The organism is Paraburkholderia sp. DHOC27 (assembly GCF_003429005.1).
Taxonomy (GTDB): domain Bacteria; phylum Pseudomonadota; class Gammaproteobacteria; order Burkholderiales; family Burkholderiaceae; genus Paraburkholderia.
Genome location: NZ_QVQV01000003.1, coordinates 109,118 through 132,728, shown reverse-complemented (window position 1 = coordinate 132,728; position 23,611 = coordinate 109,118). Strand labels below are relative to the sequence as shown.

Genomic DNA, 23,611 nt, shown 5'->3' with positions numbered 1-23,611 from the left:
CTGCCTCATCGTTTCGACAGATTGTAAATATTGTTGAGCGCCGGACCGAGATGGTCTGACTGCTTGGGCGGAAGATCGTGGCTGCAAAAAGCTGGTGGATGGGTCGATTCGCCAAACGATACATGCCGCCAAGACAGCTTTCCCAAACGACCGCCTCGCGTGGCGATGCGCCGCGTAAAAGGCGGCTCGTCGCGGCGTTGATTGCCGTGCCGGGCCTGATGCCTGCGCTCGCGCACGCCCAGTTATCGGGTGACGCCGCGCAGCCTCAACCCATCGACGTTCCGTGGGGCATGCGGCTTGCCCCCCAGCTCGAAGAACATCCGCTGCACCCTGATCAGAAGCCGGCCACCTTCGTGCTCGGCGACTCGACCAATGGCACCGGCGATCAGGATATCGCCGCCAAGGGTTCTGCCGAAGTCCGCCGTCCCACCTTCACGATCAAGGGCGACGCGCTGCACTACGATCAGGACACCGACATGGCCGACGCGTACGGCCAGGTGCACGTGAACAACAACGGCGCCACTTTCGTCGGGCCCGAGGCGCACATCCAGGTGGATTCGAGCGAAGGCTTCATGACCTCGCCGAAGTACCACTTCATCGCCACGGGCGGCTCGGGCAGCGCGCAGCGCGTGGACATGCTCGACAACGAGCGCTCGGTGTTCACGCAGGGCACCTACACCGCGTGTCAGTGCGAAAGCAATCCGGCGTGGTACATCCGTGGCACCGAGTTCGACTTCGACACCGGCGCTGATGAGGGCGTGGCGCACAACGGCGTGCTGTTCTTCCAGGGCGTGCCGATCTTCGGTTCGCCGTGGCTGTCGTTCCCGCTCTCGGGCGAGCGGCGCAGCGGTTTCCTGCCGCCAACGTTCTCGCTGGGTTCGACCAACGGCTTCGAAATCGATCTGCCGTATTACTTCAACATCGCGCCGAATCGCGATCTGTTGCTGTCGCCGAACTACATCTCCAAGCGCGGGCTGGAGATGAATGCGACGTTCCGCTATCTGTCGCCGACGTATTCCGGCTCGATCAGCGGCACGTTCCTGCCGGACGACAACATCACCAAGACCAACCGCTACGCGCTGTTCATCCAGCACAACCAGAGCTTCGGCAATGGTTTTGGCGGCTACATTTATTACAACAAGGTTTCGGACAATACCTTTCCGGAAGACCTTGGCTCGGCCTCCAGCCAGATTCTGTACGGCACGCAGTTGCTGTATCAGCAGGAAGCCGGTCTGACGTACAACAACGGCCCGTGGTCGGTGATCGCGCGTGAGCAGCACTGGCAGACGCTGACGCCGTCGGTGGCGCCGTACGGCCGTGAGCCGGAGTTGAACGTCAAGTACGCGCAGTACAACGTGGGTGGTTTCGATTACGGCGCGATGGCGGACTACTCGCGCTTCACGATCACCACGCCGGATTCGACCCAGGGCGATCGCATCGTCTTCGATCCGTACGTGTCGTATTCGCTGGTGGGCCCGGGTTATTTCGTCACACCGAAGGTGCAGTGGCACTTCGCGTCGTATGACCTGAGCAACATCGGCACGGGTTCGCCGGCCGGACAGCCGAAGAACTTCACGGAATCGGTGCCGACCTTCTCGTTCGACACCGGCCTGATCTTCGAACGTTCGGTCAGGCTCTTTGGCCAGGATTACATCCAGACCCTCGAGCCGCGCATCTATTATGTGTACACGCCTTATCGCAACCAGAGCTTCGCGCCGCTGTTCGATACGGCTGATGCGGACTTCGGCCTCGCCGAAATCTTCACGCCGAATACCTTCGTCGGCGACGACCGGGTAGCCGACGCGAACCGCCTCACGGCAGCCATCACCACGCGCTTCATCAATCCGGCCACCGGCGACGAACGCGCGCGTTTCGTGCTGGCGCAGCAGTACTACTTCCAGGACCAGCGCGTCACGCTGCTGCCCACGCAGACGCCGGCGCAGGCCACGCACTCGGACCTGATCGCCGGGGCGTCGTTGAAGCTCGGATCCGGTTTCGCGTCGGAAACCGCGGTCCAATATAATGCAGACAATAACCGGCTGACGCAGAGCAGTCTCGGCTTCGGTTACAGCCCGGAGTCGGGCAAGGTGATCAACGTCGCCTATCGCTACACCCGTGCCGATACGACGCTGGACGACACACCGGTCAGCCAGATCACTATCTCCGCGCAGTGGCCGCTGACGCACCACGTGTATAGTGTGGCGCGCATCAATTACGATCTGCAGGGGCACGCGATCGTCGACAGCCTGATCGGTCTGCAATATGACGCGGATTGCTGGGTGCTCGGCATCGGCGTGCAGCGTTATGCGGACGGGGTGAACAACCTGGGGTTGCCGACCCAGGGCACGCGCTTGCTGGCGCAGATCACGTTCAAGGGCCTGTCGAGCGTCGACAACGGCCTGATGAACGCGTTCCGTTCAGGCGTGCCGGGGTACACGCCGCTGCCGCCGCCTCCGGCGCCGGAGGCACGTTTCACCAATTACGACTGACGGTCGTCCGGTCACCTATAAAATGCGCAAAGACGGGCGGGGCGCGCCCGACATCATTGGAGTATCTGTGGGAATCATGAAAAAGTTTCGCTTGGCATTGATGGCTGTCGGTCTCGTCGCTGTTGCCTCTTTCCTGTCGGTCGCGCCAGCACAGGCGCAGGATCTTCCCAACGCGGGCGGCCAGTCGGCTCAACCCGCTCCCAGCAACGGCCAGACGGTGGACACGATCGCCGCCGTGGTCAATGACGGCGTGATTACCCAGCGTGAACTCGACGAGCGCACCGGGCTGATCTCGCGCCGTCTACAGCAGCAAAATGCGCCGGTGCCGCCGGCTGATCAATTGCGCCAGCAGGTGCTCAACCAGATGGTGCTGGAGCGTATCCAGCTGCAAAAGGCCAAGGAAGACGGCATTACCGTCGACGACGCCGCCGTGCAGAAAACGCTCGAACGTCTGGCTCAGGCCAATGGCCTCACGCTCGACGTGTACCGCTCGAAGATCGAGGCGCAAGGCGTGCCCTGGTCCACGTTCACGCGTGACGCCCGCACGGAACTGACGCTCTCGCGTCTGCGTGAAAAGGAAGTGGACAGCAAGGTGACGGTGTCCGACGCGGAAGTGGCGAACTACGTGGCCAGCCAGCGTGGCCCGAACGTCGGCCTGACGAGCGACCTGCATATCGAGCACATTCTTGTGAAGGTGCCGGCCAATGCTGCACAAAACGACATTATCGCGGCCGAGCAGAAAGCCCAGGGCATCCTGCAACAGGCCGTGACCGGCGACACGAAGTTCGAAAAGCTGGCCAAGTCCGACTCGCAGGCGGCTGACGCCTCCAAGGGCGGCGACATGGGCTTCCAGCCGCCGTCGCAACTGCCGCCGGAATTCGTCAAGGCTGCTGGCGCGCTGCGCCCCGGCCAGGTGAACCCGGACCTGATCCGCACGGCGGACGGCTTCGAAATCATGCGTCTCGTCGAGCGTCGTGCCGGTCAAGGCGCGGCCAGCTCCGATTCGACCAAGGTCGTGCAAACGCACGTGCGCCACATTCTGCTGCGTGTCGGCGACGGCATGTCGGAACCGCAGGCGCGTCAGAAGCTGCTCGAAATCAAGCGTGAAATCAGCGAAGGCGGCGACTTTGCCAAGTTCGCCAGCACGTACTCGCAGGACGGTTCGGCATCGCAGGGCGGCGACCTCGGCTGGATCAGCCCGGGCGAAACCGTGCCGGAATTCGAACGCGCCATGAACAGCCTGCAGGACGGCCAGATCAGCGAGCCGGTGCGCAGCGAATACGGCTATCACCTGATCCAGGTGATGGGCCGCCGCGAATCGCAAGGCTCGGTGGCGCAGCAGATGGATCAGGCGCGCCAGGCCATCGGTCAGCGCAAAGCGGAACAGGCCTACGCCGACTGGCTGCGCGAGTTGCGCGACACGGCTTACGTCGACATCAAGGTCGGCAAGCCGAACCTGCAGTAACCCACCATGACGAGCGCTGCCCCCACGTCCCACGGCCTGCAGATTGCGATCACCACCGGCGAACCGGCCGGCGTGGGTCCCGAACTGACGGCACAGGCGCTGGCAGGGGCAGCCGCGCACTGGCCCGGCGCGCAGTTCACGGTGCTGGGCGACGCCGATCTGCTCGCCGCGCGAGCCAGGGCGGTGGGCGTCGACTGGCAGGCGCTGTGCGGCAACGGCCGCGTGCGTGTGCAGCATCAGCCGCTCAGCGCGCCTTCGCTGCCGGGCAAGCTCGATGCCGCGAATGGCGCCTATGTTCTGGGGCTGCTCGATAGCGCCATTGACGGCGCCGTGGCCGGACAGTTCAACGCCATCGTCACCGCGCCGCTGCAAAAAAGCACCATCAACGACGCCGGCGTGCCGTTCACCGGCCACACCGAATATCTTGCCGAGCGCACCCATACCCCGCGTGTCGTGATGATGCTGGCGGGCACCGGCCCCCGGCCGCTGCGCGTGGCGCTGGCCACCACGCATCTGCCGCTGAAAGATGTGTCGGCGGCGCTGAGCGTCGAAGGCATCGTTGAGACGCTGCGCATTATCGACCACGACCTGCGGCATCATTTCGGCTTGCCGGCACCGCGCATCCTCGTGACCGGTTTGAACCCGCATGCGGGCGAAAACGGTTATCTTGGGCGTGAGGAAATCGACGTCATCGAACCGGCGTTGAAGCTGGCCAACGCGCAGGGCATCGACGCGCCGGGCCCTTATCCGGCCGACACGCTGTTCCAGCCGCGTTACCTCACCGAAGCCGACTGCGTGCTCGCCATGTTTCACGATCAGGGCCTGCCGGTCCTGAAGTACGCGACGTTTGGCGAGGGCATCAACGTTACGCTCGGTTTGCCGATCATCCGCACCTCGGTGGATCACGGCACCGCGCTCGACCTCGCCGGCACGGGCCGTGCGGACGCGGGCAGCCTGATTGCCGCCATCGACACCGCGGTTTCCATGGCACGTCACCGTCGCGCCGCCTGATCTTTTTCGTTTCTCTTTTCGTAGTGTCTTTCGATGTCCACTAGCAGACAGCACCAGGGTCATTTCGCGCGCAAGCGTTTCGGTCAGAACTTTCTGGTCGACATGGGCGTGATCGATTCGATCGTCGACGTCATTCGCCCCCAGCGCGGCGAGCGCATGGTCGAAATCGGACCGGGTCTCGGCGCGCTCACCGAGCCGCTGATCGAGCGCGTCGCGACGCCGGAAGCGCCGCTGCACGCGGTCGAACTGGACCGTGACCTGATCGCGCGGCTGAAGAACAAGTTTGGCGATTTGCTGGAGCTGCATTCGGGCGACGCGCTCGACTTCGATTTCGGCTCGCTGGCTGCGCCGGATGCGCCGGAAGGCAAGCCGTCGCTGCGCATCGTCGGCAATCTGCCGTACAACATTTCGAGCCCGTTGCTGTTTCATCTGACGGCATTCGCGCACTGCGTCATCGACCAGCACTTCATGCTGCAAAACGAGGTGGTCGAGCGCATGGTGGCCGAACCGGGCAGCAAGGCGTTCAGCCGGCTCTCGGTAATGCTGCAGTACCGCTACGTCATCGACAAGCAGCTCGACGTGCCGCCTGAGGCATTTCAGCCGCCGCCAAAGGTCGATTCGGCCATCGTACGGATGATTCCGTACGCGCCGCACGAACTGCCCACAGTGGATGAGCGTGTGCTCGGCGAACTCGTGACGGCGGCGTTTTCGCAGCGTCGCAAGATGTTGCGCAATACGCTGGCGGCGTTTCGCGACAGAGTGGATTTCGAGGCGCTGAACTTCGATTTGCAGCGCCGGGCGGAGGATGTGCCGGTTACCGAGTACGTGCAGGTGGCGCAGATTCTCGCCGCTTCCGCGCAGCGCGGCGCGGGGCAGTCGGACGCGTAAGGCCTCACACCACCGGCCGCCGCGCCGGTGCGTTCACCAGCGCAATCCCCGTCAGCACCATCAACGCCGCGAGCAGAAAGCGCACGCTGAACGATTCGCCGAGCAGCAGTACGCCGAAGGTCACACCGAAGAGCGGCGTCAGAAACGAGAACACTGACAGGCGCGACGCGATATAGCGCGTCAACAGCCAGAACCAGGTCAGATAGCTGACGAACGCAACGACCACGGCCTGGTAGCCCAGGCTCACGATGGCGACAGGCGTGACCGTATCCACCTTGATCTGGCCCAGCGCGGCCGCCAACGCGAGCAACAGCACGGCAGATACCGCCAGTTGATAGAACAGCGTCTTGCTGGCGCTGGTTTGCGCGAGCCGTGAGCCGCGCACTACCACGGTGGTGGCCGCCCACGCGATACCACCGAGCACACCCAGAGCGTCGCCCGCCACGCTGGCGAGCGCCGAGCCATGCGCGCTCGTGTGAACGCGCGTGAAGCCATCGGCGAAGGCGAGCGTCATGCCCGCGAAGGCCACCACGATGCCCGCCCATTGCACACGCCGCAAGCGCTCGCCCTCCACGAACCAGTGTAGTCCCAGGGCCGTGAAACACGGCGCGGTGTAGAGAAACACCGCCATGCGCGACGCACTGGTGAGTGTCAGGCCGAGAAAGATGCAGACGAACTCGGCGGCGAACAGCACACCGGCGAGCAGGCCAGGGCCGAGCGTGCCGTCGTTGCGAAACAGCGGGGTGCCGCGCGTCCAGGCCCACGCCCAGACGAGCAGCGTAGCCAGCGCCGAGCGCAGGCCCGCCTGAAACACCGGCGGCAACGCGGCGTTGGTACTCTTGATCGCAACCTGCTGAAAGCCCCAGATCGCGCATAGCCCGATCATGATGAGGATGGCAAAGCTGTCGGGCGCGCGACGTGCGGACAGGACTGCGGGAGCGGTGCTCATCGGATCGGTTTCGGCGAGGATCGGTGGGTTCAGGCCGTACGATAACAGCACCGCCCCGCGCTGCGCCAACTCATCAATCGCCCGCCCGTTCGCCGCCCGCTCACCGCCCGTTTAACCCCGTCTTGATGTCCCCTTAGCGCAACGCGTCCAGCCGACGCCGTGAGCGCTGCGGATCGAGCAGCACGAATCCCGCAAGCCCCGCCACGAGCAGCAACACGCCGGTACTCACGAAGCCGATCTCGTAGCCGTGCGCATCACCCATCACGCCGAGGAGTTTGCCCATTGCTGCGGGGCCGATGAGCCCGGCTGTGGTCGTAATCGAGTTGGTGATGGCGAGCAGGCCGCCGCGTTGTCCAGCGGGGGCGACTTCGGCCACCAGCATCGGGCCGAACGTGAAGGTCTGGATGGCGAGCGCGCTGGCGAGCCCCATCAAGGCGACCTTGACGAAGGGCGGCAGGCCGAGCAGCAGCGTGCCATAGGCGAGGCCGCTGACGACGCAAGCCACGCTGATCAAGGTCCCGCGTGCGCGGCGCGACGGCACGCCCCGTTTGAGCAGACGATGCGAAAAGACTGCCAGCGCGATACCCACCGGAATCTGCGCGGCCACCTGCGCCGCGAACAACCAGCCGGCCTGCGTTGCCGCAAAGCCGAGGCCGAGACGAAAGTAAGCGGGCACCCACGTGAAGCCGATAGCAATGACGGCATAGCCGACGAAGCATTGCAGCATCACGCCAATCACCGTGCGATCGGCGAGCAGGGTGCGATAACTGACGCGTGTGGCCGAATGGGATTGAGTCGCTGCGAAAGCCCGTGACGCACCTTGTTGCGAATGTGCGGCACTGCGCATCGTGCCAGTGCCGCTGCCGCGAACCGAGCCACGTGAGCCGACGCCGCCTACCTTGCCGACACACAGCCACAGCACGGTCCATACCGCACCGACCACGCCAAGCGTGAGGAACGTCGCATGCCAATGCCAGCGCTGCGAGATATAGGTAAGCGCCGGACCCGCGACGATCACGCCCGCCGTCGCGCCTTGCTGCACGATGAGCGTAGGCAGGTTGCGTTCGCGGTCGTCGAACCAGCTATACACCACATGCAGCGCGAGCGGCGACGCGGGGCCCTCACCGGCGCCGAGCAGAATGCGGCACAGCACCAGCACGCCGAAACTGGTCGGCCATGCGAGCGGCAGCTGCGCACATGCCCAGGTAAGTGCGAGCGCGGCGAGCAGCCAGCGCAGGTTGATGCGGTCGGCAATCAGACCGATGAGGATTCCTGAGAGCGAAAACAGCACGAAAAACGCGCTGCCAACGAGACCGAACTGACCGTGCGTCAGTTGCATGTCATGCATCATCGGTACTGCGACGAGGCCGAGCACGGCCTTGTCGGCGAAGTTGATCAGCATGAACAGGAACAACGCGCCGACCACGACCCAGCGGCGTACCTGAGTGCGCTCGACGGGCACGATATGCGCGGCGGCGAGCCCGGATCTTTCAGCCTCGAACATTCAATACTCCTTAGGGTGGTGCATCCCGTTTGTCAACGGCAGCGCCCAGATGCCCGCAGCCAATGGGCCGCGAATCGGGGCTGCAACACGACGGTTGCAACGCGAGGGCTGCAACACGAGCACCACCTGTCTCCTGATGTTATCCGTCACGCGAGACTTTGCAACCGCAAGGCACCGCGCGTGATTCATGCTGCCGCCGGCCACGAGAGCAGCCGGTCGGCGTCAGCGAATTTTCGCCCATTTGAGGCGGTGTGAGAGAATAATTCAAGTGCAATCTGGTAATCGGAACATTGCAAAACATGCATGAGATCAATTCGCGCCGACTGACTCACCTGATCGCCCTGGCCGAGGAGGGCAGCTTCGCGCGCGCGGCGGAGCGGGTGCATCTGAGCCAGCCCGCCTTGAGCCGCAGCATTCAGGCGCTCGAAGACGAACTGGACATGAAACTCTTCGACCGCGCCGCGCGCGGCGTGGCGATGACGGCGGCCGGCCGCTTGCTGGTGGAGCGTGCGCGGCGCGTGCTGTTCGAGACGCGCTGTCTCTTTCGTGATGTCGAATTGCTCAAGGCGCATGAACTCGGCGAAGTGCGCATCGGTCTCGGGCCTTACACGGCCGTGGTGTTGTTGCCCGAATTGCTGATCGAGTTTTCGCAGCGCTTTCCAAAGATCAAGGTTTCGATCGAACTCGGCGACGGCGATGTTCTGCTCAGCAAGCTGCGCGCGGAGCAGGTGGATTTTCTGGTCACGGACCGCCGCGTGTTGCCGGTAACGCCGGATGTCACCTTGCACCGTTTGCCCCGTCAGGAGGGCGCGTGGTTCGTGCGGCCCGACCATCCGTTGCTCGCGCATGGTCCTGTGCCGCTGGCGGCGCTGCGCGAGTTTCCGCTGGTCTCGGTCACGCTGCCTGCGTTCATGAAGGACGCCGTACACCGGTTGCTGAAGTATCGCGCGCACGAGAAGATTCCTGTCCAGATGGAATGCAATGACGTCGCCGTGTTGAAGCAGGTCGTGGCGCAAACGGACGGCATTCTGTTCGCCACGGGCTCGTCGGTGCGACGCGAACTCGAAGCACGCAGCCTCGCGCCGGTCGCCCTCACCAATCCGCCGCGCCTCGGGTTGGAGTTCGCGCTCGTGTCGCTTGCCGAGCGCACGCCTTCCCCCGCTGCCAGCGCCGCGCTGACGCTTGCGGAGGAGATCATGGTGGATGCCAACAAGGCCGCGCAGAGCCTGTTACGGCCGCGCTGAGGAGGACTAAGTCAGCGCGTTGCGCCGCTAACCACGCGGCGACCCAAGCGGCCGCCAAAGCAGTCCAATGAAGCCGTGCCGAGTAGCCCATCCCGCCCTGCTTCGACCCTCGTTTTACCTTTCTTTGCCGCACGGGACTTTCCCTGGGTGCGTTGACAAAGCTGCGGCAATCGCCCACGATTCGGAATCCGGATTCCGGTTTGCCTGTCGGCGTGAGCGAGTCGCACCCATCGCTACGCCGTCATTCTGGTTCCTCGCTGCACCCGTCTGGTTAGAGAGTTGATCGTCGCATGACTACCGTTCCTCCCCACAAACGCCGCGTCGCGTCCAGTACCGCAGGCGTCGGCGCGCCGCTTCAGGTGCGCAGTCAGGCGGGGCTCGCCAGGATGCTGCTGGCCGGACGTGAATTGATCGAGGCTTGCGGCAATCTCGACGAACTGTCCATCAACGACATCGTCGAACGCGCGGATACTTCGATTGGCGCGTTCTACCGGCGCTTCGAAAACAAGGATGCGTTCTTCGAGGTCGTGCAGGAACGCGTCATGGCCGAAGGGATCGCGTATGCGCGCGATCTGGTGGAGCGTGACCCCGTATGGCGTTCCAATCATGCCGGCGCGCTGGCGGATTCGGTGGTGGCCTTCTACGTGCAGGCGTTCCGCCGCAACCGGGGGCTGTACCACGCGTCCCTGCTGCGCTCGTCGCAGCTCAAACCAAGCTGGGATGCCGCGCGCGAAGCGAATCGCGAAGTGCTGACGCTGTTCGTACCGATTCTCGTCAAGGCGCTGCAAGATGCGGCTGGCGCGCAGGCGCGTACAGCCGATGAGCTGGAGTTCGACGTGCGCGCGTCGGTGCAGATGATCAACGGCATGCTGGTCAACATCATCCTGAACGATCCTGGTCCACTGTCATTGTCGAACCGACGGCTGCGTCCCTGGCTGCAAACCCAATTTCGCCGTTGCCTCGTGATACCTGAGAGTTAAATCAATCGAACAAAAATTTTTTGCCTGTAAAACGGAATTCAAATTCCGATTTTTAAGTTTCAACTCGTCGTTCGTCTGTGCGGCGGCGAGGTCGTTCAAGGAGACACTGTATGTCCGCATGTTGCCCCGAGATGGTTCGTAATCCTGCTTTTGATGCGCCGCACGTCGGCGATCCGCTAGACGTCGCGTTCGACGCGGGCGTCAACCTCGCCTATGCGATTGCTGCACCCACGGTGCCGCCTCGTCTCACGGAGCACTCACGCCGCATGGCGCAGCGGATTTATCGGGTCGCGGAGCGTGTCTACTGCGCGGTGGGTTACGCCATCGCCAACATCATTTTCGTGGTGGGCGACGACGGCATCGTGGTCGTGGATGCAACCGAAGCGGTGTCGGCGGCGAAGCGCATCTATGCCGACTTCTGCGCCATCGACCCGCGTCACGCCGAGCTGCCGGTGAAGGCCGTCGTCTACACGCACAATCACACCGACCACACCGGCGGCGTGCGCGCGTTCGTGGACGAGGCCGCTCTCGAAGCGGGCCGTGTCGAGATCATCGCGCACCGCACGCTGATGGATACGGTGATCAACAATGCGAACCTCGTGGCGCCGATTCTCGCCACGCGCTCGGCATACAGCTTCGGCACGCTGCTGCCACCCGGCGCGACCGGCAAGGTGAATGCAGGTATCGGCCCCGTGCTCATCGCTGAACCGGCGAGCTTCTTTGCGCCCACGCGCGTGTTCGACGACACGCTGGACATCACGCTGGCCGGCGTGCGCTTCGAGTTCCGCTACGCGCCGTCCGAAGCGGACGATGAGATCGTGATGTGGTTGCCGGACCTCGGCGTGCTGCTGTCGGCGGAAGTGATTCAGGGCGAGTGTCTCGCCAACGTGCATACGCTGCGCGGCACGCGCTATCGCGACCCCGTGCGCTGGTATCAGACCATCGACATGATGCGCGCCTTCAACGCCGCGCATATGGTGCCGGCGCATGGTCGTCCGGTGTCGGGAGCCGCAGCGGTCGCGGATGTGCTGACGGTGTATCGTGATGCGATCCAGTTCATTCACGATCAGACGATCCGTCACATGAACCTCGGCCTGACTCCCGACGAACTCGCCGAAGCGATTCCCGCGCTGCCGCCGCATCTCGCGCAGCACGCGTGGCTCGGCGAATACTACGGCACGGTCAAGCATTCGGTGCGACAGGTCTATTCGGGCCAACTGGGCTGGTTCGACGGCGATCCGGCGTCGCTCGATCCGCTGCCGCGCGCCGAGCGCAGCCGCCGCATGGTCGAGATGATGGGCGGTCACGACGCGGTGCGCGCGGCCGCGCATGTCGCGCTGGGCGATCAGGACTGGCGCTGGGCGGCCGAACTGGCGACGCTGCTGGTGCGCGTCGACGTCGACGATGCAGAGGCGCGCGGCATCAAGGCCAACGCGCTGCGCGAACTGGGTTACCGCACGGAAAACACCAACTGGCGCAACTGGTATCTGAGCGCCGCGCGTGAACTGGAGCGTGCCTACGAGGAACTCCCGTTTGCGGGAAGTTCGAGTCTCGCCTCGACGGATGTGTTGCGCGCGCAACCGCTGCGCAACGTGTTGCAGCGCTTGAGCGTGTGCATCGACCCCACCCGCTGTGCCGATCTGCACGCCACGCTGGTGTTGCGCATCACCGATCGCGACGAGACCTTCGCGCTCGAATTGCGACGCGGCGTGCTGCAGATTCACGAGCGCGCCATCAGCGCCAATGCAGACGCCACGGACCTGACGCTCGCACTCGACACCGCCGCCCTGTACGCGTTGCTGCGCGACTGCGCCACGCAATTGCCATTGGCGCTCGAAAGCGGATCCATCAAGCTGGAACATGGCACGCGCGAACAGGCGGTAGCGTTCTTCGATAGTTTCGACCGCCCCGCGCGGCGTATGCCGGCGCTCGCGGGCCGCTAGACGGCGCGCGTAGACGAGGGAAGAAGGAAGAAGGAGGAAGACGATGGACAAGATCTGGTTGAAAGCGTATCCGCCGGGCGTGCCGGCAGAGATCGACGTGACGCAGTTTGGCTCCGTCACGGACCTGCTGGAGCACAGCTTTCGCACCTATGCGGATGCCCGCGCGTTTGTCTGCCTCGGGCGCGAATTGACGTACGCGCAGCTCGACGCGCAGTCGCGTCATCTGGCTGCGTGGTTTCAGGCACAAGGGCTCGTGCGCGGCGCACGGATCGCGGTGATGCTGCCGAACGTGCTGCAATATCCGGTCGCGATGGCCGCGATCCTGCGAGCGGGCTACGTGGTCGTGAACGTGAATCCGCTCTACACCCCGCGTGAACTGGAACATCAGTTGAACGACAGCGGCGCGGAGGCCATCGTCGTGCTTGATGCCTTCGTGAACACGCTGGAGGCCGTGCAGGCGCGCACTGCGGTGCGGCATGTGGTGGTGACGTCGGTGGGCGAGATGATGGGCGCACCGCTTACGCTCGCCGCTCCCGCCGATGCGGGGGCGGCCGCCTCCAGCACCCGCGTGACACTGAACGACGCGCTCGCACAAGGCGCGGTAGCTGGCTTCACGCCGGCCCAGACGCGCGCCGATGAAGTCGCCGTGCTGCAGTACACCGGCGGCACGACGGGCGTATCGAAGGGTGCGACGCTGTTGCATCGCAATCTGATCGCGAACATTCTGCAATCGGAAGCGTGGCGGGCACCGGCGTACCAAGACCGTGCTGATATTGGCGCCTACATCACCGTGGTCGCATTGCCGCTGTATCACATCTTCGGTTTGACCGTGTGCGGCCTGCTGTCGATGCGCTGCGGCGGCATGGCCATCCTGATCCCCAATCCGCGCGACATTCCCGGCATGGTGCAGGCGTTGCAGGGCTACGCGATCAACTCGTTTCCCGGCGTCAATACGATGTACAACGCGCTGCTCAACGAGCCCACCTTCGCCACGCTCGATTTTTCCAAGCTGGTGCAATGCACCGGCGGCGGCATGGCCGTGCAGCAAGCGGTGGCGCAGCGGTGGCAGGCGCTGACCGGCGTGCCGATTATCGAAGGCTACGGCTTGTCGGAGACGTCGCCATGCGTCACGACAAATTCACCGCTTGCCACGGCGTTCAGCGGCACGGTCGGCTTGCCGTTGCCCTCCACGGAAGTGTCGATCCGCGATGATGCCGGTGACGAAGTACCGCTCGGTCAGCCTGGCGAAATCTGCATTCGCGGACCACAGGTGATGGCGGGCTACTGGAATCGTCCAGCCGAAACTGCCGCCGTGATGACGTCCGATGGCTTCTTCAAATCGGGCGACATCGGGCTGATGACCGAAACGGGTTTCGTGCGCATCGTGGACCGCAAGAAGGACATGATTCTGGTGTCGGGCTTCAACGTCTATCCGAATGAAATCGAGGACGTAGTGGCCGCGCATCCCGGTGTGTTCGAAGTGGTCGCCGTGGGCGTGCCGGACGAGCAGGCAGGCGAGGTGGTGAAGCTCTACGTCGTGAAGCGCGATCCGGCGCTCACCGAAGCGGATATCTTCGCGTTCTGCAAGGAACAGCTTACCGGCTACAAGCGACCGAAGCAGATCGAATTCCGCGACGCGTTGCCGAAGACCAACGTGGGCAAGATCCTGCGGCGCACCTTGCGCGACGAAGCACGGGCTGAGGCGCAGCACCGCTGAGGAGAGGTGACAAAGGGTGACGAAAGATGCCGGCCGGACGTGCAGAATGACTTCGCACGCTCGCAGGACGCCCTGCAATGTTGCGTGTTTCCGGGTACATTTACGTCCTCGTTATTTCGCAACTGGGAGTACACCATGCGCCTGCTTCACACCATGCTCCGGGTCGGCGACCTGGACCGTTCGATCAAGTTCTACACCGAACTCCTCGGCATGAAAGTGCTGCGCCGCAACGACTATCCGGAAGGCAAATTCACGTTGGCGTTTGTCGGCTATGAAGATGAGAAGGACGGCACCGTCCTCGAACTGACACACAACTGGGACACGCCGTCGTACGATCTCGGCACGGCCTTCGGTCATCTGGCGGTGGAAGTGGACGACGCCTACGCGGCATGCGACAAGATCAAGGCGCAGGGTGGCACGGTCGTGCGGGAAGCCGGTCCGATGAAGCACGGCACCACGGTCATCGCCTTCGTGACGGACCCGGACGGCTACAAGATCGAGTTCATCCAGAAGAAGAAATAAGCCGTGTTTCTGATGCGCCGCACGCTCGATACGAGTATGCGGCGCTTAAAGCGAACACCAGAGAGCAGGGCCGAGGACCGAATCATGCAGGAAGTGAATCCCTACTTTGCTGAACTCGGTGACATCAACGCCGACGTGCAGGCCTGGTACAACAGCGCGGCGGACGCTGCCGTGTTCGAGCGTCTGATGGCGCGCTTCTCGCCGCAATTTTCGATGGTGTTGCCGAACGGCGAAACGCTGGACCACGCGGCGCTGCACGCCATCTTCGCTGCCAATGGCGGACAGTACCCGGGTTTCGAAATCACCATGACCGACATGGTGATGGTCGCGCAATATCCGTCGGGCGCCGTGGTGACTTACAAAGAACATCAAAGACACGGGCACGGCGAAGGCACGCTGCGCCGCTCGACCGCTGTGCTCGAACGCGACGCACAGGGCAAGGTGATCTGGCGGCATCTACAGGAAACGTTCTGCGCGCAGTGAGTGTGTGCAAAAGCGTGCGCAAAGGCGTGCGTGGCTTTGCCCGCTACAAGGTTGGTAGCAACTCAGGCGGATGATGTTTCAGCGTCTGCCGTGCCTCACGGAATTCCGGAAAGATCGACTCCACCGTCTCCCAGAAACGCGGACTGTGATTCATCTCACGCAGATGCGCCAGTTCGTGCGCGACGACGTAATCAATGATCGACAGCGGAAAGTGAATCAGGCGCCAGTTAAGACGAATCTTGCCGTCACTGGAACAACTGCCCCAACGCGTCGCCGCTGACGAAAGCGCATAAGCGCGATAGCTCACGCCCAGCTTCTCCGCGTAAAACGCGAGCCGTTCACCGAACAACCGCTTGGCTTCGCCTTGCAGCCAGCCTTGCACGCGGTCCTTGATCTGCTGCGGATCGGCTTGCAGCGGCAACGGCAACGCAAGCGCGGCCTGTTCGGCATCGAAGGCGAGCGTGCCTTGCGGCGAGCCGAGCCGCACCCGCACCGGCTGACCGAGATACGGCACCTCGGCGCCATCCTTCCAGTCCACACGCGGCAATGCACGTTGCTCGACACGCGTTTGCCATTCGATCAGCTTGGCAAAAATCCAGCGCTGCTTCTCGGTGATGGCGGTTTCGATGTCGGCCAGCGTGACCCAGCGTGGGGCGGTGATCATCAAGCCGCTGCTGTCGATTGCAAAACCAATCGAGCGACGCGACGAACGTTTGAGTTGATAGTGCAGCGTCTGCGCGCCGATGGTCAGGCTGCGCAGTTTCGAGCCGTCCGGCGCGCGTGGCGCGCCCGGCTTCTGCGGTGCAGACGGAGCTAATGGCGAGGACGGCGCAGGGGCCGGCTCGGCGAAGAGCGGCAGATCGAGTTGCCGGCTATCGAGCGCCGCAGCAGGCTGCGACGTGGGAGACTTCTGCATCGGTTTCGGCTTCGGGCAATACGCCCCGGCGCAAATACGCCATCGAGGGCGTGGGCGCGTCAGAGTTGAGCGGCGGCGGACGTGCCGGCTTCGGCACGGTACGCAGCAGGATCGATGCGACGCATCTCCGCTTCGATCCACGATTCGACGCGCGTGTTCACTTCATCGGGCGTGAGCCCCGTCGTTTCAATCGGCTTGCCGATCGACACTGTGACTATACCCGCATATTTGAGAAACGAGTTGCGCGGCCACACGCGTCCTGCGTTGTGCGCAATCGGCACGACGGGTGCACCGGTCGCCACCGCGAAACGCGCGCCACCGGTTTTGTACTTGCCTTGCTTGCCCGTTGGCGTGCGCGTGCCTTCCGGAAACATGATCACCCACGCGCCTTCTTCCATGCGCGTCTTGCCCTGTTTGATGACGGATTCGAAGGCATATTTGCCTTCCTTGCGGTCAATGTGCACCATCTTCAACAGACCGAGCGCCCAACCAAAGAACGGCACGTACAGCAATTCGCGCTTGAAGACATAGCAGAGCGGACGCGGCATCAAGGCGGGGAACGCCAGTGTTTCCCACGCGGATTGATGCTTGGAAAGCAGCACGGCGGGACCGTTCGGCAGATTCTCGAAGCCTTCGATGCGATAGTCGATGCCGTTGAGCCAGCGCACCACCGCAAGGGTCGACGAGCACCAGCCGGCTGCCATCCAGTAGCGACGGTTGGCGGGCATGAAAGGAAACGCAATGAAGCACGCGGTCGCGTAGGGAATCGTGTAGACCACGAAGTAGACCAGCAGCAGCAGCGAACGGAGAAAGCGCATCGGGCGGGATCAGTCAGGCAGAGTGTCGGGTTCGGAAACGCACGCGGGGCGTGTCAGTCGTGTTCCGCGGAAAGGAAGTCGAGCGCGAAGGCGCGCAGATCGTCATGTACGATCGTGCCTTCCGGCAGACCGCCTTTTTCGAGCGTCTTGCGTCCCTTGCCGGTCAGCACCAGATGCGGGGCGAAGCCGAGTGCGGCACCCGCTTCGAGATCGCGCAGCGAGTCGCCGACCGTGGGCGTGTGCTCGGGGTCTGCTTCGAAGCGCTCAGCGATCATCTTCAGCATGCCGGGCTTCGGCTTGCGGCACTCGCAGTGATCCTCCGCGGTGTGTGGGCAGAAAAACACCGCGTCGATACGGCCACCCACCGCCGCGGCCATGCGGTGCATCTTCAGATGCATGGCGTTGAGCGCGTTCATATCGAAGAGGCCGCGTCCGATGCCCGACTGGTTGGTCGCAATCGCCACGCGATATCCCGCCTGATTCAGCCGCGCAATCGCTTCGAGGCTGCCCGGCAGCGCGACCCACTCGTCCGGCGATTTGATGAACGCGTCGGAGTCGACGTTGATCACGCCGTCGCGGTCAAGGACAACGACTTTCTTCGGGCTGATGGGCATGGTCGGCGGCTGGTTGCAGTAACGTTAGGGACGCTTTTTTAGGGTGCAGCTTGGCTATGACTTCGGCGCGGAGCGAACGGCTTTCTGCCAGTCTCACTCCGCGCCATGAACAGCGATCAGGCAGCCAGTCTGGAGATGTCCGCGACGCAATTCATCTGCTGATGCAGAGCGCCGAGCAAGGCCAGACGGTTTGCACGCAACGCCGGATCTTCAGCGTTCACCATCACGTCATTGAAGAACGTATCGACCGGTTCGCGCAATGCCGCGAGCGCCGTCAGCGCGCCCGTGTATTCATGTGCGGCGAGTTGGGACTGCACGCGCGGCGCAACCTGTTCGAGTTGCGCGTACAGGGCTTTCTCCGCCGGCTCCAGCAGCAGGGCGGGTTGCACGCCGCCCACCGTTGCGCCATCCGACTTCTTCAGAATGTTCGAGATGCGCTTGTTGGCCGCCGCGAGCGACGCTGCTTCGGCGAGCGTCGAGAACTCACGCACGGCGTCGAGGCGCGCCACGACGTCGTTCAGACGCGTCGGATTGAGTGCGAGCACCGCGTCGATTTCACCGGCCGAATAGCCACGCTCGCGCAGCAAACCGCGCAGGCGATCCATGCAAAACTCGTAGATGGCCTGGGTCGATTCAGCGACGTTCGGCACGGCGGCGAATTGGGCATACGCCGTGCGCAGCAGTTCGACGAGATCAACCGGCAGTTGCTTCTCGACAAGGATACGCAGCACGCCCAGCGCATGACGGCGCAGCGCGAACGGATCTTTCTCGCCGGTGGGTTGCAGGCCGATGCCCCAGATGCCAACCAGCGTTTCGAGTTTGTCCGCGAGCGCGACGATCGTGCCCGTGGTGGTGGACGGCAACGCGTCGCCCGAGAAGCGCGGCTGGTAGTGCTCGGTACAGGCGAGCGCGACCTCTTCCGGCTCGCCGTCGTGGCGCGCGTAGTAGGTGCCCATCGTGCCTTGCAGCTCGGGGAATTCGCCCACCATGTCGGTGATCAGATCGGCCTTGGCGAGTCGTGCGGCACGGCGCGCGAGTTCGACATGCGCCGGGTCGGCACCGAGCAGACCGGCAATCGCACCGGCCAGCGCTTCCACCCGCTCGACGCGTTGCAGCGCCGAGCCGAGCTTGTTGTGATAGACGACGTTCGCCAGCAGCGGCACGCGTTCGGCGAGCGTCTTCTTCTTGTCCTGCTCGAAGAAGAACTTGGCATCGGCGAGACGCGGACGCACCACGCGCTCGTTGCCTTCGACGATATCGCCCGGCGTGGCCGTTTCGATATTCGACACGATCAGAAAACGCGAGCGCAGCTTGCCTTGCGAATCGGTGAGCGCGAAGTATTTCTGGTTGGTCTGCATCGTCAGGATCAGACATTCCTGCGGCACTTGCAGGAACTCGTCCTCGAAGCGACAGGTGTACACCACCGGCCATTCCACCAACGAAGTCACTTCATCGAGCAGCGACTCGGGCATGACCACTTCGTCGCCCTCGGCCTGCGCGAGCAGGTGCGTGCGAATGGTTTCCTTGCGGTCAGCGAAATTCGCCACCACGTGGCCCTTGTGACGCAGCGTTTCCGCGTAGTCGTCGGCGTGCTGGATCTGCACGAAGCCTTCGGACAGGAAACGATGGCCGAGCGTGGTGTCGTCCGCGTCGACACCGAGCGCCGAGACCGGCACGACCTCTGTGCCATGCAGAGCGGTGAGCCGTTGCGCGGGGCGCACGAACTGGATGTTCGTGCCGTCCGGGCGCTGATACGTCATGACCTTCGGAATGGGCAGCTTCGATACGTTCAGCGTTTCGTCGAGCGCGGCTTGCAACCCTTCGGCGAGTGTTGCGCCAGGCGCCGCATAACGCAGGAAGAAGGCTTCGGCCTTGCCGTCGGATGCGCGTTCCAGATCGTTCACCGAGAAATCGGGGAAACCGAGCGCGGCGAGTTTCTTCGCGAGCGGCGCAGTAGGTTGACCGTCTTTATCGAGCGCAACCGAGACCGGCAGCACTTTTTCGCGTACGTGCTTTTCCGGCGCGACGGCGCGCACGTTCTTGATCGTGACCGCGAGACGGCGCGGCGTGGCATAGCGTTCGAACGACAGTTCACCGTCGATCAGGTCGCGCGCCGCGAGGCGCTGCGCAATACCTTCGGCGAAGGCGTCGCCGAGACGCGCGAGCGCCTTGGGCGGCAGTTCCTCGGTCAGCAGTTCGACGAGCAGGGTGGCGTGTTGGGGATGATTCATGTGTGCGTGTTCTCGTCAGTCCGGGTCGATCTTGCGTTCGACTTTGAGCGGCGGCGCCCATGCGGGCATCGCGGCGTCCTGTTCGTCAGTGGTGAGGCCGGGTACACCGTGCACCGGATTGCCGAGCATCGGGAAGCCGAGCTTTTCGCGCGAATCGTAGTAGGCCTGCGCGACCTGGCGCGACAGGTTACGGATGCGGCCAATGTAAGCGGCGCGCTCCGTCACGGAAATCGCACCCCGCGCGTCCAGCAGGTTGAACGTGTGACCCGCCTTCAGCACGAGTTCGTAGGCGGGTAGCGCGAGCGGCACTTCCATCATGCGCTTCGCTTCGGCCTCGTAGCTGTTGAACATCGAGAACAGCAACTCGGTGTTGGCGTATTCGAAGTTGTAGGTGGACTGCTCGACTTCGTTCTGGTGATAGACGTCGCCATAGCTCAGACGGCGCATCTCAGGACCGTTCGGGCCTTGCTCTTCCCACTCCGTCCACACGAGGTCGTACACGTTCTCGACCTTCTGCAGATACATGGCGAGACGTTCGAGCCCGTAAGTGATTTCGCCGAGCACCGGCTTGCAGTCCAGGCCGCCCACCTGCTGGAAGTAGGTGAACTGCGTGACCTCCATGCCGTTCAGCCACACTTCCCAGCCGAGTCCCCATGCGCCGAGCGTCGGGTTTTCCCAGTCGTCTTCCACGAAGCGCACGTCGTTCTGCTTGAGATCGAAACCCAGCGCTTCGAGCGAGCCGAGGTACAGGTCGAGGATGTTCTCCGGCGCCGGCTTCAGCACGACCTGGTACTGGTAGTAGTGCTGCAGACGGTTCGGGTTCTCGCCGTAGCGGCCGTCTTTCGGGCGGCGCGACGGCTGCACGTAGGCGGCCCGCCAGGGTTCGGGGCCGACGGCGCGCAGGAAGGTATGGACGTGGGACGTGCCCGCGCCGACTTCCATGTCGATCGGCTGGAGCAACGCGCAACCCTGCTTGTCCCAGTAGGACTGCAGCGTCAGGATGATTTGCTGAAACGTGAGCATGAAGTGCCTTTCGGGCATGGAGGCCGCGCCGCGAGCGCCAGGGCGCGCGAGGCGGCGGTGGAGCAAAGTGCTAAACCGTGGATTTTAACGGAAAGGGCAGTCGAGGCGGGTTTTTGGCCTGGAGCGCGGCACCCACCCGTTCAGCGGTTTCCATTCCGGCGACGGATGCCCGGCCCGAACGCGAAGCCGAACGCCAGCAGGAACAGCGAAACCGCCAGCACGGTGTTGTTGCCGCTCGTCACGTACGGCGTGTTGCCTGAGGTGCCCTGCACCATGACGTCGATGGAACCCACCGTGTACGGTGCGAGCCGCGCGATCACGTTGCCGTAGGCGTCGATGGCGGCGGTCGTGCCAGTGTTGGTCGCGCGCAGCATGGGCCGGCCGGTTTCGAGCGAACGCATGCGGGCAATCTGCAGGTGCTGGTCGAGCGCGATCGTGTCGCCGAACCACGCGAGATTCGTCGAGTTGACCAGCACGCCGGCCGGCGTATCGCTCTCGCGAATCGAGCGTGCGATCTCCTCGCCGAAAATATCCTCGTAGCAGATATCCACGGCGACCGGCTGGTTGTGCACCATGAACGGTTTCTGCACGGCAGGGCCGCGCGCGAAATCGCCGAGTGGAATATTCATCAGGTTCACGAACCAGTGAAAGCCCCACGGCACGAATTCGCCGAACGGCACCAGGTGATGCTTGTCGTAGCGGTACAGATCGCGCGAGCCCGGCGTGATGCCAAACAGGCTGTTGGTGAAATCGGTGATCCTGCCTTCCGGCGTGACCGTGCCGCCCAGCGCGCCGAACAGGATCGCCGAGCCGGTGGTGTCGGCGAAGTGGCCCACGGCCTGTGAGAACGGCAGCGGCAATTGCTGGATCAGCACCGGAATGGCCGTCTCCGGCGTGACGATCAGATCAGCGGGTTTTTCCGTGATCATCTGTTGATATTCGTTGATCGCGGCGACCATGCCCGCTTCCTCGAATTTCATTTCCTGCTTGACGTTGCCTTGCAGCAGACGCACATGGAGCGCCGCATTCGACGGCTGGGTCCACGCCACCCACGGCAGCATCAGCCCGGCTGCGATCAGTGCCAGAGCCACGACGAGCGGCGGCATCACGCGTGCGGTGCGGGTGTTGCCTGCGTTGCCTGCATTGCCGTTCGCCTCGACAGGCTCACGCCAGCGCACCCATGCCTGCACGATCAACGCTGCCACCAAGGCCAGCATCCAGCCCACGCCATACACGCCCACGACCGGCGCAAACCCGGCGAACGGGCCATCCACTTGTGGATAGCCGCTCGCGAGCCACGGAAAACCCGTGAACACATAGCCACGTAGCCATTCGCCGACCGCCCACGCGCTGGCGAACGCAAATGCGCCGTGCCAGGTGGGTGAAAACGGCAGTTCATTGAGTTTGCCGTTACTGGCGTGCCCTGCGCAAAACGACCAGACGCCTGCCGCCAGCGCGGGATACAGCGCCAAGTACAGCGAAAACAGCACCAGCGCGGCGCCGGCCAGCGGCGCGGCCATGCCGCCATAGTCATGCATGCTGACGTACAGCCACCACACGCCCGTGACGAAGTTGCCGAAGCCGAACGCGCCGCCCGTCAGCGCCGCGCTTTTCCAGCCGGTGGTGCGCGTGAGCCACGCGAAGAAGAACGCGAAGATGGCCAGTTCGAGCCAGCCGCCGTGCGGCGTGGGCGCGAACGACAAGGTATTCGCCGCGCCCGCGAGCAATGCCACGAGGTAGTGCCAGCGCGGCAACGTACGGCCGGGTGCCTGCGCTTGCGTTTCAGTAGACGTCACGCCACGGCGCGCACGGGAAGTGATCGGGTCGGCCATTGTTGCGCGGTCGTTTCGGAGTGAAAAAGGAAGCTCAGGTCTGCACGTGCTGTGCGTCGCGCTCGCGCTGTCCCGCGAGCGGATCGCGGCGCACCAGCAGCATATGGATCTGGCGGGCGTCGCCGCGCAGGATCTCGAAGATCAGGTCGTCGATGCGCACTTTCTCGCCGCGATGCGGCACGCGCCCGAAGCGATGGGTGACGAGGCCGCCGATGGTGTCGTTTTCTTCGTCTGAATAGTGCGTGCCGAACGTTTCGTTGAACTGTTCGATTTCGGTCAACGCACGCACGCGATAGCGCCCGTCCGGCGAAGCGATGATGTTGCCGCTTTCCTCGTCGAAATCGTATTCGTCCTCGATGTCGCCGACGATCTGCTCCAGCACGTCTTCAATGGTGATGAGCCCGGCCACACCGCCGTATTCGTCCACGACGATCGCGATGTGATTGTGATTCACGCGGAAGTCGTGCAGCAGCACGTTCAGACGCTTGGACTCCGGAATGAACACGGCGGGGCGCAGCATGCCGCGCACATCGAATTCTTCTTCCGCGTAGTAGCGCAGCAGGTCTTTCGCCAGCAGCACGCCGATGATGTTGTCGCGGTTGCCTTCGAAAACCGGGTAGCGCGAGTGCGCTTTTTCCAGCACGTAGGGGATGAAATCCGCCGGCGTTTCGGCGATGTTGATCGCGTCCATCTGGGCACGCGGGATCATGATGTCGCGCGCGCAAAGTTCGGAGACTTGGAAGACGCCTTCGATCATCGACAGCGAGTCCGCGTCGATCAGGTTGCGCTCGTGCGCGTCCTGCAGAATTTCCAGGAGTTCGCCGCGAGAGTCGGGTTCGGGCGAGATGAAATCGGTCAGACGCTCAAGCAGGGAGCGCTTTTCCTGTGGTTTGTCGCTAGTTCGGTGTCGACTGGGATACGTGTCGTTCATGGTGGTGCGCCCGGCAAGACTGGGCGCGCTGTTGCAGAGCGTTAAGGATAC

General features: G+C 63.6%; 19 protein-coding genes. 10 read left to right on the top strand and 9 right to left on the bottom strand.

The features are described 5' to 3' along the window. Nucleotides 1-122: 122 nt before the first annotated feature. From D0B32_RS12570 to rsmA, 4 genes are all read left to right on the top strand, one after another. Nucleotides 123-2,489 (top strand): LPS-assembly protein LptD, encoded by a 2,367-nt coding sequence (locus D0B32_RS12570; protein WP_117334318.1) that lies wholly within the window; start codon nucleotides 123-125, stop codon nucleotides 2,487-2,489. Nucleotides 2,490-2,556: 67 nt separating this feature from the next. Then, entirely contained in the window at nucleotides 2,557-3,954 is a 1,398-nt protein-coding gene (locus D0B32_RS12565) for a peptidylprolyl isomerase (RefSeq protein ID WP_117334317.1), read from the top strand. Nucleotides 3,955-3,960: 6 nt separating this feature from the next. Next, entirely contained in the window at nucleotides 3,961-4,965 is a 1,005-nt protein-coding gene (gene pdxA, locus D0B32_RS12560) for a 4-hydroxythreonine-4-phosphate dehydrogenase PdxA (protein WP_117334316.1), read from the top strand. A 33-nt stretch (nucleotides 4,966-4,998) separates the two neighbouring features. After that, nucleotides 4,999-5,853: a 16S rRNA (adenine(1518)-N(6)/adenine(1519)-N(6))-dimethyltransferase RsmA gene (rsmA, locus tag D0B32_RS12555; RefSeq protein WP_117334315.1), complete on the top strand. Its 855-nt coding sequence runs from the start codon at nucleotides 4,999-5,001 to the stop codon at nucleotides 5,851-5,853. Nucleotides 5,854-5,857: 4 nt separating this feature from the next. Here the strand turns inward: rsmA and D0B32_RS12550 are convergent, their stop codons facing one another. Together D0B32_RS12550 and D0B32_RS12545 are read right to left on the bottom strand one after the other, a co-directional pair. After that, a complete protein-coding gene (locus tag D0B32_RS12550; RefSeq protein ID WP_117334828.1) occupies nucleotides 5,858-6,802 on the bottom strand; it encodes a DMT family transporter in 945 nt (314 codons plus the stop codon). A gap of 133 nt (nucleotides 6,803-6,935) precedes the next feature. Then, a complete protein-coding gene (locus D0B32_RS12545; protein WP_117334314.1) occupies nucleotides 6,936-8,306 on the bottom strand; it encodes an MFS transporter in 1,371 nt (456 codons plus the stop codon). Nucleotides 8,307-8,605: 299 nt separating this feature from the next. Here D0B32_RS12545 and D0B32_RS12540 point away from each other — a divergent pair, with 299 nt between their 5' ends. The 6 genes from D0B32_RS12540 to D0B32_RS12515 all read left to right on the top strand — a co-directional run bounded on the left by D0B32_RS12540 (nucleotide 8,606) and on the right by D0B32_RS12515 (nucleotide 15,195). Then, nucleotides 8,606-9,550: a LysR family transcriptional regulator gene (locus D0B32_RS12540; RefSeq protein WP_259294986.1), complete on the top strand. Its 945-nt coding sequence runs from the start codon at nucleotides 8,606-8,608 to the stop codon at nucleotides 9,548-9,550. Nucleotides 9,551-9,840: 290 nt separating this feature from the next. Next, complete coding sequence (locus tag D0B32_RS12535) at nucleotides 9,841-10,530, top strand: TetR/AcrR family transcriptional regulator (protein WP_117334313.1); 690 nt, start codon at nucleotides 9,841-9,843, stop codon at nucleotides 10,528-10,530. A gap of 110 nt (nucleotides 10,531-10,640) precedes the next feature. Beyond that, the gene (locus D0B32_RS12530) at nucleotides 10,641-12,473 is read left to right on the top strand and encodes an alkyl sulfatase dimerization domain-containing protein (protein ID WP_117334312.1); all 1,833 of its coding nucleotides are present in this window, start codon (nucleotides 10,641-10,643) and stop codon (nucleotides 12,471-12,473) included. Nucleotides 12,474-12,516: 43 nt separating this feature from the next. After that, nucleotides 12,517-14,190 carry a long-chain-fatty-acid--CoA ligase gene (locus tag D0B32_RS12525; RefSeq protein ID WP_117334311.1) on the top strand — a complete coding sequence of 558 codons (1,674 nt, stop codon included), beginning with the start codon at nucleotides 12,517-12,519 and terminating at the stop codon, nucleotides 14,188-14,190. A gap of 135 nt (nucleotides 14,191-14,325) precedes the next feature. Next, nucleotides 14,326-14,712: a lactoylglutathione lyase gene (gene gloA / locus D0B32_RS12520; protein WP_117334310.1), complete on the top strand. Its 387-nt coding sequence runs from the start codon at nucleotides 14,326-14,328 to the stop codon at nucleotides 14,710-14,712. An 84-nt stretch (nucleotides 14,713-14,796) separates the two neighbouring features. After that, complete coding sequence (locus tag D0B32_RS12515) at nucleotides 14,797-15,195, top strand: DUF4440 domain-containing protein (RefSeq protein WP_117334309.1); 399 nt, start codon at nucleotides 14,797-14,799, stop codon at nucleotides 15,193-15,195. Nucleotides 15,196-15,238: 43 nt separating this feature from the next. Here D0B32_RS12515 and D0B32_RS12510 read toward each other — a convergent pair whose 3' ends face one another. The 7 genes from D0B32_RS12510 to D0B32_RS12480 form a co-directional block, all read right to left on the bottom strand. Beyond that, nucleotides 15,239-16,111, bottom strand: a complete 873-nt coding sequence (locus D0B32_RS12510) for a M48 family metallopeptidase (protein WP_117334308.1) — start codon at nucleotides 16,109-16,111, stop codon at nucleotides 15,239-15,241. A 59-nt stretch (nucleotides 16,112-16,170) separates the two neighbouring features. Beyond that, the gene (locus tag D0B32_RS12505; protein WP_117334307.1) at nucleotides 16,171-16,929 is read right to left on the bottom strand and encodes a 1-acyl-sn-glycerol-3-phosphate acyltransferase; all 759 of its coding nucleotides are present in this window, start codon (nucleotides 16,927-16,929) and stop codon (nucleotides 16,171-16,173) included. Between the two features lie 53 nt (nucleotides 16,930-16,982). Next, on the bottom strand, nucleotides 16,983-17,543 hold the full coding sequence (gene gmhB, locus D0B32_RS12500; RefSeq protein WP_117334306.1) for a D-glycero-beta-D-manno-heptose 1,7-bisphosphate 7-phosphatase: 561 nt from the start codon (nucleotides 17,541-17,543) through the stop codon (nucleotides 16,983-16,985). A gap of 116 nt (nucleotides 17,544-17,659) precedes the next feature. Further along, nucleotides 17,660-19,774: a glycine--tRNA ligase subunit beta gene (gene glyS / locus D0B32_RS12495; RefSeq protein ID WP_117334305.1), complete on the bottom strand. Its 2,115-nt coding sequence runs from the start codon at nucleotides 19,772-19,774 to the stop codon at nucleotides 17,660-17,662. A 15-nt stretch (nucleotides 19,775-19,789) separates the two neighbouring features. Then, nucleotides 19,790-20,797, bottom strand: a complete 1,008-nt coding sequence (gene glyQ, locus D0B32_RS12490) for a glycine--tRNA ligase subunit alpha (RefSeq protein ID WP_117334304.1) — start codon at nucleotides 20,795-20,797, stop codon at nucleotides 19,790-19,792. Between the two features lie 140 nt (nucleotides 20,798-20,937). Then, nucleotides 20,938-22,629: an apolipoprotein N-acyltransferase gene (lnt, locus tag D0B32_RS12485; protein WP_117334303.1), complete on the bottom strand. Its 1,692-nt coding sequence runs from the start codon at nucleotides 22,627-22,629 to the stop codon at nucleotides 20,938-20,940. A 34-nt stretch (nucleotides 22,630-22,663) separates the two neighbouring features. Next, nucleotides 22,664-23,560, bottom strand: coding sequence for an HlyC/CorC family transporter (locus D0B32_RS12480; protein WP_117334302.1), 897 nt, complete (start codon nucleotides 23,558-23,560; stop codon nucleotides 22,664-22,666). Nucleotides 23,561-23,611 lie beyond the last annotated feature (51 nt).

What these genes read in the sequence shown, in the direction of transcription:
- rsmA (WP_117334315.1), top strand. Translation starts at nt 4,999, where the DNA reads ATGTCCACTAGCAGACAGCACCAGGGTCATTTCGCGCGCAAGCGTTTC.
- D0B32_RS12510 (WP_117334308.1), bottom strand. Translation starts at nt 16,111, where the DNA reads ATGCAGAAGTCTCCCACGTCGCAGCCTGCTGCGGCGCTCGATAGCCGG.
- D0B32_RS12505 (WP_117334307.1), bottom strand. Translation starts at nt 16,929, where the DNA reads ATGCGCTTTCTCCGTTCGCTGCTGCTGCTGGTCTACTTCGTGGTCTAC.
- D0B32_RS12525 (WP_117334311.1), top strand. Translation starts at nt 12,517, where the DNA reads ATGGACAAGATCTGGTTGAAAGCGTATCCGCCGGGCGTGCCGGCAGAG.
- glyS (WP_117334305.1), bottom strand. Translation starts at nt 19,774, where the DNA reads ATGAATCATCCCCAACACGCCACCCTGCTCGTCGAACTGCTGACCGAG.
- D0B32_RS12540 (WP_259294986.1), top strand. Translation starts at nt 8,606, where the DNA reads ATGCATGAGATCAATTCGCGCCGACTGACTCACCTGATCGCCCTGGCC.
- D0B32_RS12535 (WP_117334313.1), top strand. Translation starts at nt 9,841, where the DNA reads ATGACTACCGTTCCTCCCCACAAACGCCGCGTCGCGTCCAGTACCGCA.
- D0B32_RS12545 (WP_117334314.1), bottom strand. Translation starts at nt 8,306, where the DNA reads ATGTTCGAGGCTGAAAGATCCGGGCTCGCCGCCGCGCATATCGTGCCC.
- D0B32_RS12550 (WP_117334828.1), bottom strand. Translation starts at nt 6,802, where the DNA reads ATGAGCACCGCTCCCGCAGTCCTGTCCGCACGTCGCGCGCCCGACAGC.
- D0B32_RS12530 (WP_117334312.1), top strand. Translation starts at nt 10,641, where the DNA reads ATGTCCGCATGTTGCCCCGAGATGGTTCGTAATCCTGCTTTTGATGCG.
- lnt (WP_117334303.1), bottom strand. Translation starts at nt 22,629, where the DNA reads ATGGCCGACCCGATCACTTCCCGTGCGCGCCGTGGCGTGACGTCTACT.
- D0B32_RS12570 (WP_117334318.1), top strand. Translation starts at nt 123, where the DNA reads ATGCCGCCAAGACAGCTTTCCCAAACGACCGCCTCGCGTGGCGATGCG.
- D0B32_RS12515 (WP_117334309.1), top strand. Translation starts at nt 14,797, where the DNA reads ATGCAGGAAGTGAATCCCTACTTTGCTGAACTCGGTGACATCAACGCC.
- pdxA (WP_117334316.1), top strand. Translation starts at nt 3,961, where the DNA reads ATGACGAGCGCTGCCCCCACGTCCCACGGCCTGCAGATTGCGATCACC.
- D0B32_RS12480 (WP_117334302.1), bottom strand. Translation starts at nt 23,560, where the DNA reads ATGAACGACACGTATCCCAGTCGACACCGAACTAGCGACAAACCACAG.
- gmhB (WP_117334306.1), bottom strand. Translation starts at nt 17,543, where the DNA reads ATGCCCATCAGCCCGAAGAAAGTCGTTGTCCTTGACCGCGACGGCGTG.
- gloA (WP_117334310.1), top strand. Translation starts at nt 14,326, where the DNA reads ATGCGCCTGCTTCACACCATGCTCCGGGTCGGCGACCTGGACCGTTCG.
- glyQ (WP_117334304.1), bottom strand. Translation starts at nt 20,797, where the DNA reads ATGCTCACGTTTCAGCAAATCATCCTGACGCTGCAGTCCTACTGGGAC.